Raw genomic sequence first — 12466 nt, forward strand, 5'->3', positions numbered from 1 at the left:
AGCCAAACGCGCCGGCCCCTAGGGGCATGCGAACGCAAGAAAAAGCCGCCCTAATCAGTCGGCTTGACGTCCCAGCGTTTCCTTATATTTACCTGGCGTGATCCCCTCGTACTTTTTAAATGTCCGGATGAAGGCATTCACATCGTTAAAACCCACACAGACGGATACTTCACCAATTGTTTTACCGGCTTCCGCTACCAGCTGCTTCGCATGCGCAATCCTTGTCTTGTTGATGCCATCCAGTAAGCCTTCCCCGGTGCTGTCTTTGAACAGCTTGGACAGATAAGCCGGCTTCATATCAAAATGGTTGCCGATCATCGTGATGTTCAAGCTCGGGCTGTGGTAATTATGTTCGATAAAGCTATGCACCTGCCGGATCAGGTCACTCAGCAGCTTCTGGCGAGATTGCAGTATATTTTGCTGGCGTTTGGTTGAAGTATATTCGCACACCTGTTTTAACAATTCGGCCATTTGCCCCTGCATATCTTGAATCGTTGCGCATCGGGCAAGCTTCTCCACCCTTTTTTCGAACTTCGTGCGATTCGGCACGGGAAGACTCTCCTGCACATGTCCGATTTCGCTCAGCGTTTTCACCAAGGTGCTTACCAAATTGAGCATTAAACATCGGGCTATCGGGACGGATACCGCAGCGCCGCGGAAATTCCGGTCGATGATCTCGTCAAGCGTGTTCTGTGCCGAAGGAAAGTCGCCGATTTTGATATAGTTGATCAACTGCTGTTCTACCTGCAGCGGGTAATAGTATCCGACCTGCTGCCCAGCCTCCTCATGCTTATGAATATCCCAATAACACAGAATTTCCTTGCTGCCCATAACGAGCTTATATTCCATTGCATCCAAAGCCTCGACATATGCCTGCGAGAGACCCGCCAGAGAGCTGTGTACGCCGCTGACGGAAAGGGTGAGTTGGATATGGTATTTTGTTCTGAGAAAGGACTGCGCTTCGGTGGCGATTCTCAGCAGCTCCTGTTGACGGTGGTCCGGCTCCCAGTCGGAGAAATTGATCAAGCAGGCGGACATGTCGTCCAGCTCCGCAACGAATCCCTGGTGATGCCGTGCAGATAGCTCTTCCAATACATTTTGCATAATAAACTGCTGCAGCCTGAGCTTATCCGCCGGCTCCTTGCCCATGATCGATTCCATAAACGCGGTGTTGTCTTCGACGTACAGAAGCATAACTGCAAAATCGTTTGTCATTAACCGCATATTGAAGGTGGTCAGCGCTTCGTCGATCGGAATATGGCCGTCGAGCTTACCTTTCAGAAGCCGTACGATGAAATTCGATCGCACAATGTGCATCTGCTTCTTCCGCTCCAGCGTAAACCGGTCCATTGCGAGGAACGTCTGATCGACGGCCTGCTGCAGAAATTGAAATTCATTATATCCCCCGGCCGTATCGGAATCCGCTTTGGTTGTGAAAGCCTGCACCAGCCGCCGCACCGGATTGTAGTTTTTGCGAAGAAAAAAATATGTCAGCATGCCGCCCCCGAGCAGACTTATCAAAATGCTCATATACGTCAGATTACGGACCTGTTCGGCTTTTTGCCAGAACAGCCGGCTTGGGATAATCGAAACATATTTCAATTTGGACTGTACAGATTGAACGTAGGACACCTCATATCGTTCTCCGCCGTACTCCCAGAAAAAGAAGTCCGAAGTCGCCATTCGCTGTGTAAAAAGAAAATCCAGCGGCAGAGGCTCTTCTGAACTGGAGACAAGCACTTCATTATCCTCGTTCAAAATCAATACATGTCCCTTGTTAAACAGGCCTACATGTTCAATCGTATGAAGAATCCGGGACGGATCAATCATTATAACGTTGGTCGCGACAGGACGATTGTTATCCGGCGGATGCGTGCTGACATACGCGACAGCCTTCCGGCGGCTTCCGTCTTCCGTCACACGCCACATTGGAATGAATCCTTTAAAGTTCTTCTGAGTTATGTGCGTTTTCCAGGTTTCAAGAGGGAGTTCCGCACTGTCGTGCATGAGCTTATAGGCAAAAGTCGCGTCACGGTAGACGTCCGGCAGCAAAACCATGTTTTGATCCGCCAAGTAGATATAGAAGCTGTCGACCAACGAATAAGAGTTTTTATAAACATTTAATGTCTTCGTAATTTCATACAAATCATAGGTGTAGTCATTCGGGAAAAGAGTATATTTGTGCGAGTACAACAGCTCCCTTATACGTACGTTCCAGGTGAGCTCATAATTGAGCCGCTCCATCGTTTCGAATTGGTTATCCATAAGTGTGCGAGCCTGTTTGAGCAGCGATTCGTTGGCTGCGTGTATTTCATTCTCTAATGCCTGGCTAGATTGCACGTAGACGATGATACTGATAACAATCGGCAGAAGCAGAACGGCCATGTAGGACAACAGCCAAGTCAATAAAACGCTTTTCCGGTTGATTTGCGACATCCTGCGCAGCATCGGTTGTACCTCCCCGAGGATTGTATCCGCTTACAATTATGCCCCGAACACGGTTCGCTGTCCAGCACACTTTTGTGTATGATTCCGTGCCGTCGCCGTTCACTTCCGTATGACAAAAGAAACCCCAAGAGCGGTAGCTCCTGGGGTATTTCATGGATCATCATTGTCTCACTGCAAAAACATTTTTCCGTATCCTTCGTCGTCATCGTTTGCCTTATCTTTTGCTGAATCATCGTGCATCGCCAGCCAATTGCGGATCATGGAGAGCAGCTGCGCACTGTTCACCGGTTTGGTGATGTAATCTGACGCACCGGCTTCAAGACATTGCTCCCGGTCTCCCTTCATTGCTTTGGCTGTCAGTGCAATGATCGGAAGATCCTTGAATTCCGGTTTCTCACGTATGGCACGAGTCGTTTCGTAGCCGTCCATGACCGGCATCATAATATCCATCAGAACGATCTTGATGTCGGGTGTCTGCTCCAGAATGGTAATTGCATCGTGGCCGTTTTCCGCAGCGATCACCTTCATTCCGTGGCGCTCCAGTATGGTGGTTAAAGCGAAAATGTTGCGGATATCATCGTCCACCACCAACACCTTTTTGGTCTGGATCATCTCATCGGACTGATGCAGCTTTACGAGCGTGTCCTTGGCCCCGTCCGGCAAATCATCCGCCTTTCTGTGGAGGAACAAAGTCGTGTCATCCAATACCTGAGTGGATGATTTCGCCTCCCTGATCACAGCGGTTTTCATTAATTCTTCGAGTTCCTGCTCTTCTTCCCCGGTCATTTTCACTAGATTATGCAGTACGATCGCCCGGTGTTTGTTTTTCGGATTTTTTTGCATTTCCCGGACAAATTGCGCGATGCTCAAATCCGGCAGATCATTGCATGCAAGCACGCAATCAAATTCCTTGGATTTCAATTGGGCAAGAGCTTTGCGTGCCGTATCCACCGTTGTAATTTTTATATCATCATTAGCAAGCAATTCGATATACTGGTTGCTCTGATCCGGATTATTCACGGCGATGAGCAGGTCGTGCACGGTTTTATCGGCATAGCTGTTGAGGTTGTCCAATGCGTTGCTCAGATCCTCTCTCGATACCGGTTTGCAAATGTAATCCCGCACGCCCTTTTGCAGCAGCTGTACTTCGTCCTCTTCAACCGTTATCACACACACTGGAATATGGCGCGCCGCCATATCATTTTTGAGATGCTCCATCACGAGCCAGCCGTCCGTATCTTTGAGACGCAAATCAAGCGTGATGGCCGCCGGTTTATATTTATACGCCAGCTCCAAGGCGTCGGAGCCTTTGGTTGTGATGACGACCTTGATTCCTTTCTTTCTCAGTATGTCGAGCATAATTTCATTGAATTTGTGGTCGTCCTCGATCACCAGAAACACCCGGTCTCCCGGCTCGATGTGATCGCGGTCGTCCAACGTTTCATCATCACGTGAAGTGACCGCCAAAACGCGGGTCCGCTTCGGAGGTGCTACATCGATGACCTCCGGGACATATTTCGGCTTGGGCTCAGGATCCGCAAATTCGCCGTCCAGCGGCAGGTACAGATTGAACGTACTTCCTTTGCCCACCACACTGTAAAGTGAGATTTCTCCCCCCAGCATGGCCGCAATCTCACGAGAAATGGCAAGACCCAAGCCCGTGCCGCCATATTCGCGGTTGGTGCTGCCATCCGCCTGCTGGAATGCCTCGAATATGATTTGCTGCTTGTCCTCCGGAATACCTATCCCCGTATCGCTCACCGAGAAGCACAGCACCATTTTCGCACGATTCAATGTCTCGTTGTCCCGGTTCCACTCTTTGTAAGCTCTGCGGATGAGAAGCATCACTTCTCCTTTTTCCGTAAACTTGAAAGCATTGGACAGCAGATTTTTCAAAATTTGCTGCAGCCGCTTGGAGTCCGTCACGATATTGGCCGGAACGTTCGGTTCGACTTTGATGACGTACTCCAATTCCTTGTCATCAATCATGTGACGGAAGGTCCGATCCAGACCGTCGGTCAGTTCCCTGATGGATACTTCATTAAAGTCCGGCGTGATCGTTCCGGATTCGATCTTGGAAAGATCCAGGATGTCGTTGATCAGACCTAACAATTCATGTCCGGAATCCTGGATGGTTTTAGCAAATTTAACTTGGATGTCGGTCAGGTTCTCATCCGGATTTTCGACCAACTGCTCTGCGAGCAGCAGCAGCGAGTTCAGCGGTGTTCTTAGTTCATGCGACATGTTCGCCAAAAATTCGGACTTATACCGTGATGTTAACGCCAGCTGCTCGGCTTTCTCCTCAAGGATTCGCTTGGCTACCTCGACCTCGTTGTTCTTGCTCTCCACTTCGGCTTTTTGAATCACAAGGAGCTTTGCTTTGTCTTCGAGCTCTTCATTCGTGTTCTTCAGCTCCATCTGCTGCTTTTGCAGCTCCTCCGTCAAGGACTGGGACTGCATGAGCAGCTCCTCCGTCCGTTGGTTGGCCTGCATTGTATTAATCACGATGCCAATCGACTCAGTCAACTGATCGAGGAAAGCCAGATCGATCTCGCTGAACGCGCGGAACGATGCGAGCTCCAGTACTGCCAACACCTGGTCTTCGAAAACAATCGGCAGCAGCACGATGTTCAGCGGCGCCGCTTCGCCCAAGCCGGAAGAAATCACTACGTAATCTGCGGGCACATTGGTCAGCAGAATCCGTTGATTCTCTATGAGACACTGTCCAACCAGGCCTTCACCCTTCCTGAACTCGTTCGAGAGATTTTTGCGCTGTTGATATGCATAGCTCGCGAACAGCTTGAGCACCGGCTCTCCATCCTGCGGTTCGTTGATGTAAAACACACCGTGCTGCATGGAGACGAGCGGTGCCAACTCCGACAGGATCATGCGGGAGACGGCACACAGATCTCTTTGCCCCTGCAGCATCCGGGAGAACTTGGCCAAATTTGTTTTCAGCCAGTCCTGCTCGGTATTGATGCGGGTCGTTTCCTTCAAGTTGCGGATCATCTCGTTCATATTGTCTTTCAGCGTGGTCAATTCGCCGGCTGTCGTGACGTCAATGGTCCTTGACAAATCACCCTTGGTCACCGCAGTGGCAACGTTAGTAATTGCACGCACCTGAGTTGTCAGCGTACTCGCCATGTAGTTTACGTTGTCGGTCAAATCGCGCCAAGTTCCCGCAGCGCCCGGAACGTGCGCTTGCCCGCCGAGCTTACCTTCGGCGCCCACCTCCCGTGCTACGGTCGTGACTTGGTCCGCGAACGTAGCCAGCGTATCGATCATGTTATTGATCGTATCGGTCAGCTCTGCGATCTCCCCCTTGGCATCAACGGTGAGTTTTTGCTTCAGGTTACCGTTAGCGACAGCAGTAACGACCTTGGCGATGCCGCGCACTTGATCCGTCAGATTGGTCGCCATGATATTCACGTTATCCGTTAAATCCTTCCAGATACCGCCGACTCCGCGTACCAGCGCCTGACCGCCCAGCTTACCGTCCGTGCCTACTTCTCGCGCCACCCGGGTTACTTCCGATGCAAACGAGTTCAGCTGATCCACCATCGTATTGATCGTGTTTTTTAATTCCAGAAGCTCACCTTTCACATCCACGGTAATCTTCTTCGACAGGTCGCCATTGGCCACGGCAGTCGTCACGCCGGCGATATTACGCATTTGGGTCGTTAAATTGCTCGCCATGTAATTGACAGTGTCGGTCAAATCCTTCCATGTGCCTGATACGTCTTTCACATCCGCCTGCACGCCCAGCTTACCCTCGGTGCCCACCTCGCGCGCAACCCGTGTAACCTCGGCAGCAAAGTTACTGAGCTGATCTACCATCGTGTTCATGGTGATCTTAAGTTCCAGAATTTCGCCTTTGACGTCAACCGTAATCTTCTTCGACAGATCCCCCTTGGCCACCGCGGTGGTCACCTTGGCTATATTACGCACTTGGTCAGTTAGATTGCGGGCCATGTTATTGACGCCTTCCGTCAAATCCTTCCAGGTTCCGCCGACCCCTTTGACCTCCGCTTGGCCGCCGAGCTTCCCTTCGGTTCCCACCTCGCGGACCACCCGGGTCACCTCGGAGGCAAAGGTGGACAGCTGGTCTACCATGGTATTAATCGTGTTTTTGAGTTCGAGAATTTCTCCCTGGACGTCCGCAGTGATTTTCTTCGACAGATCGCCACCGGCTACCGCAGTGGTAACCACAGCGATATTACGCACCTGATTCGTCAAGTTGGAAGCCATATAATTGACACTTTCCGTCAGATCGCGCCATGTGCCCGCCACGCCAACAACCTGGGCTTGGCCGCCCAGCATGCCGAGCGTTCCGACCTCTCGGGCGACTCGTGTCACCTCGGATGCAAATGTGGACAACTGCTCCACCATCGTATTGATAGTGTTTTTGAGTTCCAGGATCTCGCCCCGTGCGTTCACCGTGATCTGCTTGGATAAATCCCCTTTCGCCACGGCCGTAGTTACTTCTGCTATATTGCGCACTTGATCCGTCAGAGTGCCTGCCATGAAATTCACACTATCAGTTAAATCCTTCCAAGTGCCGGACACGTCCTTGACGTCCGCCTGGCCGCCCAGTTTTCCTTCGGTCGACACCTCCCGGGCAACCCGGGTCACTTCGGAGGCAAAGTTGCTCAGCTGCGCCACCATGGTGTTGATAGTGCTTTTCAGCTCCAGGATCTCTCCTTTTGCGTCTACTGTGATGGTTTTGGACAAGTCGCCTTTTGCAACTGCGGTGGTGACCTCAGCGATGTTACGCACCTGGTTGGTCAAGTTGCTCGCCATGTAGTTGACGCTTTCCGTCAGATCACGCCAAGTGCCGGCAACTCCGCTCACCTCGGCTTGTCCGCCCAAGATGCCTTCCGTGCCCACCTCGCGCGCCATCCGCGTCACCTCGGAGGCAAAAGTGGAGAGCTGATCAACCATCGTGTTGATCGTATTTTTCAGCTCCAAAATCTCGCCTTGTACGTCCGCGGTGATTTTCTTCGACAGGTCGCCATTCGCGACCGCCGTTGTCACAACCGCAATGTTACGCACCTGGTTGGTCAAGTTGGACGCCATATAGTTCACGCTTTCGGTCAGATCGCGCCACGTGCCCGAGGCGCCTTTCACATCCGCCTGACCGCCCAGCTTTCCTTCCGTGCCCACCTCTTTGGCGACCCGGGTTACCTCAGATGCGAATGTGGACAACTGATCAACCATCGTGTTGATTGTATTTTTTAGTTCCTGAATTTCACCTTTGGCGTTCACCGTAATTTGCTTTGATAAGTCCCCTTTGGCAACGGCGGTGGTGACTGCAGCAATGTTCCGGACCTGGTCCGTCAAATTGCTGGCCATATTATTTACGCTCTCCGTCAAGTCTTTCCACGTGCCGGACACGCCCTTAACGTCGGCTTGGCCGCCGAGAATTCCTTCAGTTCCTACTTCGCGTGCGACACGCGTAACCTCGGAAGCAAATGTGCTGAGCTGATTAACCATCGTATTAATGTTATTAGCGGTTCGCAGGAATTCGCCGGTCAATGCTCTGCCCTCGAATTCGAGCTCTACCTTCTGGAACAGATCGCCTTGGGCGACGGCATTGATAACCCTCACCATCTCACTAGTAGGCTGTATCAGATCAACTACAAGGCCGTTAAGTGACTCGACCATGGTCTGCCATGCACCGCCTGTGTTTTTATGAGAAAATCTGCGGGAAAGCTGTCCCTCTTTACCCACCACCTTGGCAACGGATTGGACTTCCGCTACCAGGCTTTCCTGCATGTCCATAATTTCATTGAAAGTATCTGCCACTTTGCCGGCAATCCCGGTGTGATCAAACGGCATTCGGTAAGCAAAATTGCCCTTTTTCAGCGCCATCAAAGCATTCAATAGCTCGCCGGTATCGACCTGGTCTGTTTGCGTGATTTGGTACCCGTCATGCTCCGACATAAATCTCCATCCTTTACACTCCGTTTTTAAAGCGGTCAGTTAGCTGACACAGATCTTTCAAATCTATCATACTATGCCCCGTCAGCTGGTGTCATCATCATAGTTTTGCTTTTTTGCGGCGTTTCAACTGACAGTTTATGTCGGATCTGTCGAAAATTTGAGATTGTCGCACCAAGTTAGACACGGAGCAATAAGTATAAAACATTTTTAGCACTTAATACCTGCCAGTTCGTTCTTGGTAAACCCGCCGGGGAAAAAAATAAAAAACGCCCCTCGTAGAGAGAGGCGCATAATTCCATTATCATGCCCGAACTGACTTAACCGACTCCAAAGCCTTCAGCGTTTCCCGAATAAAGGCCGGTTCATCCTTAGGTGTGCGGGAAGTGATTATATTGCGGTCTACGATCACCTCTTCATCCTTATAATTGGCATCGGCATTTTTCAAATCATCCTGCAGCGGAGGATAGCAAGTAAGGGTACGCCCGTTAACCAGACCTGCGCTGATCAATATTTGCGGTCCGTGACATATCGCCGCGATCGGCTTGCCCCGCTTGTCCATTTGCTGCACAAAGGACTGTATGTGCTCGCTGAGTCGAAGCTGCTCTGGAGATGATCCGCCGGGAATCACCACAGCATCATATGCATTCGGATCGGCGTCGTTAATCATTTGTTCCACTTCATAAGATACCTGTTTATTCTTGCCCTCTACGCGTTCGCCGGCCTTCAGACCAATTATCACCGTTTCATGCCCCGCCTCACGCACTGCATCGTAAGGCTTCTGCATCTCACTGTCCTCGAATTGCGGTGCTAACAAAAAAGCTACTTTTGCCACAACAATCGACTCCTTTCGGTTATAAAGGCATTTAGGCATACGCTAATATATTAATCGAATTCTATGAATCTTAAACATGTTCCGTCGCAGCGACAGCCGCACTGATGTTCACACAATACATTAAAAGACGCGTCCAAAACCACTGGATATGGTATTTTTTACTGTATAATAAGCTGCAGTTTTGGTACGATGAAACCGTATTCCTCACATGACGTCCCTTGTTTGATCTCATGATTCGCATGTTCCCATGTACAGAAGCTCGTCATCACCCAGCCAAAGAAGGTGCATCCCAATGCCAAGGCCGGCGTTGTCCGTCAGCGGAAATCAGCGTTTTCTGCTCCGCAGCGTCTCGATTATGCTTGGATTGTTTATCAATCAACTGCTGCAGACGGCGGGCAGTATCCTATTGGCCCGCGTATTGCACGGTCCCGTGAAGTTCGGCGAAGTTAATCTGCTTCTGCAGGTGTTCGGGATGGTGTCTTTATTTCTTAATGTCGGTTTCAATTCTGCGCTGGTGTATACCTTCTCGACTGACCGCGGCGAGGCCATTCGCAACCGATTCCGGCTTGCCCTGCTGGGCAGCACGTTGTTTGGGGGGATCGTTAGCTTTCTGCTTATTGCCCTGTTGCCGCTGTTATCGGACGTTTATGCTTTGCCTGCACTCAGGGATGCACTGGTCATCGGCTGCATCATGTTGGTCTTCAACTCAGTTATCAATATCGGTGTGTCGTCGTTTTCGGGTAACCGGGATTTCACACACAGGCGGTCTTCATGGTGATTGCTACGCTCTTCTCTACGTTGGGCACCGTTCTAGGTGTATTTTATCCTGTTGGCGGCGGCAATCTCTTATGGAGCGTTGCGGTCTGGATGGGGCTTGGCTCCCTCTTAACGGCGCTTATCATCTGTTGGAGGGTACATACGGTGCACCGTCCCCAATGGCCAGGCTCAATCTCACTTCCGGCTATGTGGGAAATGATGAAATACGGTACACCTTTGTGGGCGGGCAACATTGCGAAGGCGTTTCAACAGCCGTTCCTGGTCATGATCATCGGCTCGACCTCTGTGATAGCGGTCGGACACCTGGCGAACGCTTTTCGCATCACCGGTTTTATAGGTATCGTCACCTGGGCATTCATGATCGTGACGTTCCCCTTTGTAGCGGAAAGCTCCAGGGATTTAGCCGAGAGCAAGTACCGGGGTACCCTTGTATTCGCTATAACAATCTCATGCTGTACCCTTTGACTCTGCTGATCTGTTTGTATCCTAATCAAATCAACGGGTTTTTGTTCGGTGAAAGCTACACTGCCGCTGAGTCGGCAGCCTACATCCGTTTGCTGGCGTTAGGCGTATTTTTCTCGTCGGTGAGCAGGCTGGGCGGAGCTATTTTAGCGGGAAAAACCGAAAGCGAATTTTTGGGTGATGATCGTTGCGGGCATTCCAATCGTCACCGTCGTACCGTTTGTAGCAGCAGATAACCCTATGCTTGCCGTATGGACGCGGGCTGGGCCGCTTCCGCGCTGTCGATGATCTGGTTTTTCTACCATGAGGGCATGACTCTGGATTGGTGGAAAGCTTACGGTGAGCCGCTGCTGCCTTCATTGATCATGGGTGCTTGGATGGAGATCGGCAGATTTGCCGGTAGTTTTTTCGCAGCGTTTGTTTGTCTGGGCGTCGCAAGTTTATTGGCTCTCACGTTGTTGATCGAAGCCCGGTCAGTCAAAGCACGAACACCCAGTCTCTTCCGGCCTAAATCGTAGCCAACAGTCTTATACCTGCGACCAGCGAGTATGTCGCTCTATGTCCGTGTGCTTGCTTCTCGCCATAATCGGTGCAGCGTTCGACGGAGACGCCGGAACGGATGGAACAACGCTGCCGGCGTTCGCGCTGAAGGCACTGTTCCCTGTAGATGTATACGCTTACTTTTTTTCTTGCGCAAACACCAGGTGAACAGCCGATGCGAAGAATCGTTGTTTGACAGCAGATTTAATTCTCATGCTTCTCTATGCGATTAATCGTGAGAGCAGAATTTTGCTCCGACATGAAATCATAAAATTCTTCAGCAGTCTTGAAACGATAAGTATCGCCCTCTGCCACCACAGTATACAAAGCTTCTTCTTCAGCCATCGTTTTCACCCCCTTAGTTTCCATGTTATGGATAAGTTACAATAAAATGCCGACACGTTACATATTATTTAAACACCTTGCGAGCTGTTTAAAACAGGAAAAACGGGTTCCTTAGTGCACTGTGCAGGCAAAAACCTCTGCACAAGCGGCACATATCTTTTGCCCAGTTTTGGGGAAACTACAAAAGTTATAAATTGCTCTGAAAGCATACCCGTGGCTCGAGCGGAGCCCGTTAGGAGGTTACACACGTTGGAACACCCGTTTGACGAAAAGCTCATCCCTGTTACCTCAGTCACAAGCGGTGAGCTGATGCAAGTGCTGCCGGACATTTATTGTCTGCCGATTCAAATTGTTAACGTATGCTTTGTAGGCAATCCGCAGCAGCCGGCCGAGTGGATCTTGATTGATGCAGGCATGCCCGAATCAGCGGAAATGATCATCCGATCGGCGGAAGGACTTTTCGGTACCAAACCTCGCGCCATTATACTGACGCATGGCCATTTTGACCATGTAGGCGCCATTGCGCAGTTGATCGAACGTTGGGATGTGCCGGTATACGCACACCCATTGGAAATGCCTTATCTAACCGGGCGTGCGGAGTATCCGCCGCCGGACGACACTGTGGAAGGCGGCCTGGTGCCTGAATTATCCCGGATGTTCCCTCATTCCGGCATAAATTTGGAAGGCAAGATTCTGGTGCTGCCTCCTGACGGCAGCGTGCCTCATATGCCCGAATGGGGCTGGATGCATACGCCCGGTCACGCACCGGGCCACGTGTCGCTGTTCCGGGAACGGGATCGTGCGCTGATTGCAGGCGATGCCTTTTGCACAGTGAAGGAGGATTACCTGCACGAAGTCGTAATGCAGGAGCCGGAAGTGTATGGACCGCCAAGATATTTCACTCCAGACTGGGACGCGGCGCGGGAGTCGGTTAAATTGTTGGCCTCTCTCAACCCGGTGACAGCCGTTGCCGGCCATGGCAGACCTATGGCCGGACCGGTGCTGGCCGAAGGCCTTCGTATGCTGGCCGAGCGGTTCGACGAGATCGCGGTTCCCGACAAGGGCCGCTACGTTAATGCCCAACCATAGCGCCGCTGGCGGCAAAATAATAGTGCCTGG

At 51.1% G+C, this 12466-nt stretch carries 8 protein-coding genes; 4 read left to right on the forward strand and 4 right to left on the reverse strand.

Translation table 11 applies throughout. The features are described from left to right. Positions 1 to 54 precede the first annotated feature (54 nt). The 3 genes from CBW46_RS00780 to CBW46_RS00790 form a co-directional block, all read right to left on the reverse strand. Positions 55 to 2448 (reverse strand): helix-turn-helix domain-containing protein, encoded by a 2394-nt coding sequence (locus tag CBW46_RS00780; RefSeq protein ID WP_089198128.1) that lies wholly within the window; start codon positions 2446 to 2448, stop codon positions 55 to 57. 168 nt (positions 2449 to 2616) lie between these two features. Continuing rightward, on the reverse strand, positions 2617 to 8391 hold the full coding sequence (locus CBW46_RS00785; RefSeq protein ID WP_089198129.1) for a HAMP domain-containing protein: 5775 nt from the start codon (positions 8389 to 8391) through the stop codon (positions 2617 to 2619). A 301-nt stretch (positions 8392 to 8692) separates the two neighbouring features. Then, positions 8693 to 9223, reverse strand: a complete 531-nt coding sequence (locus CBW46_RS00790) for a type 1 glutamine amidotransferase domain-containing protein (RefSeq protein ID WP_089198130.1) — start codon at positions 9221 to 9223, stop codon at positions 8693 to 8695. Between the two features lie 292 nt (positions 9224 to 9515). Here CBW46_RS00790 and CBW46_RS21580 point away from each other — a divergent pair, with 292 nt between their 5' ends. The 3 genes from CBW46_RS21580 (at position 9516) to CBW46_RS21590 (ending at position 10980) form a co-directional block, all read left to right on the forward strand. After that, complete coding sequence (locus CBW46_RS21580) at positions 9516 to 10001, forward strand: lipopolysaccharide biosynthesis protein (RefSeq protein WP_243633121.1); 486 nt, start codon at positions 9516 to 9518, stop codon at positions 9999 to 10001. Then, entirely contained in the window at positions 9995 to 10465 is a 471-nt protein-coding gene (locus CBW46_RS21585) for an MATE family efflux transporter (protein WP_243633122.1), read from the forward strand. Before CBW46_RS21580 ends, CBW46_RS21585 begins: the two co-directional genes overlap by 7 nt. A gap of 248 nt (positions 10466 to 10713) precedes the next feature. Next, positions 10714 to 10980, forward strand: coding sequence for a hypothetical protein (locus CBW46_RS21590; protein WP_243633123.1), 267 nt, complete (start codon positions 10714 to 10716; stop codon positions 10978 to 10980). A 226-nt stretch (positions 10981 to 11206) separates the two neighbouring features. Here CBW46_RS21590 and CBW46_RS21130 read toward each other — a convergent pair whose 3' ends face one another. Then, on the reverse strand, positions 11207 to 11347 hold the full coding sequence (locus tag CBW46_RS21130; RefSeq protein ID WP_165842164.1) for a hypothetical protein: 141 nt from the start codon (positions 11345 to 11347) through the stop codon (positions 11207 to 11209). 309 nt (positions 11348 to 11656) lie between these two features. Here CBW46_RS21130 and CBW46_RS00800 point away from each other — a divergent pair, with 309 nt between their 5' ends. Further along, positions 11657 to 12436, forward strand: a complete 780-nt coding sequence (locus CBW46_RS00800) for an MBL fold metallo-hydrolase (RefSeq protein WP_089198632.1) — start codon at positions 11657 to 11659, stop codon at positions 12434 to 12436. Positions 12437 to 12466: the final 30 nt, after the last annotated feature.

It is taken from the genome of Paenibacillus xerothermodurans (assembly GCF_002220865.2).
GTDB lineage: Bacteria > Bacillota > Bacilli > Paenibacillales > NBRC-103111 > Paenibacillus_S > Paenibacillus_S xerothermodurans.

Excerpts from the sequence above, each read along its gene's own strand:
- CBW46_RS00780 (WP_089198128.1), bottom strand. The coding sequence starts at position 2,448 with ATGCTGCGCAGGATGTCGCAAATCAACCGGAAAAGCGTTTTATTGACT.
- CBW46_RS00785 (WP_089198129.1), bottom strand. The coding sequence starts at position 8,391 with ATGTCGGAGCATGACGGGTACCAAATCACGCAAACAGACCAGGTCGAT.
- CBW46_RS21580 (WP_243633121.1), top strand. The coding sequence starts at position 9,516 with ATGCCAAGGCCGGCGTTGTCCGTCAGCGGAAATCAGCGTTTTCTGCTC.
- CBW46_RS21585 (WP_243633122.1), top strand. The coding sequence starts at position 9,995 with ATGGTGATTGCTACGCTCTTCTCTACGTTGGGCACCGTTCTAGGTGTA.
- CBW46_RS21590 (WP_243633123.1), top strand. The coding sequence starts at position 10,714 with ATGGACGCGGGCTGGGCCGCTTCCGCGCTGTCGATGATCTGGTTTTTC.
- CBW46_RS21130 (WP_165842164.1), bottom strand. The coding sequence starts at position 11,347 with ATGGCTGAAGAAGAAGCTTTGTATACTGTGGTGGCAGAGGGCGATACT.
- CBW46_RS00800 (WP_089198632.1), top strand. The coding sequence starts at position 11,657 with ATGCAAGTGCTGCCGGACATTTATTGTCTGCCGATTCAAATTGTTAAC.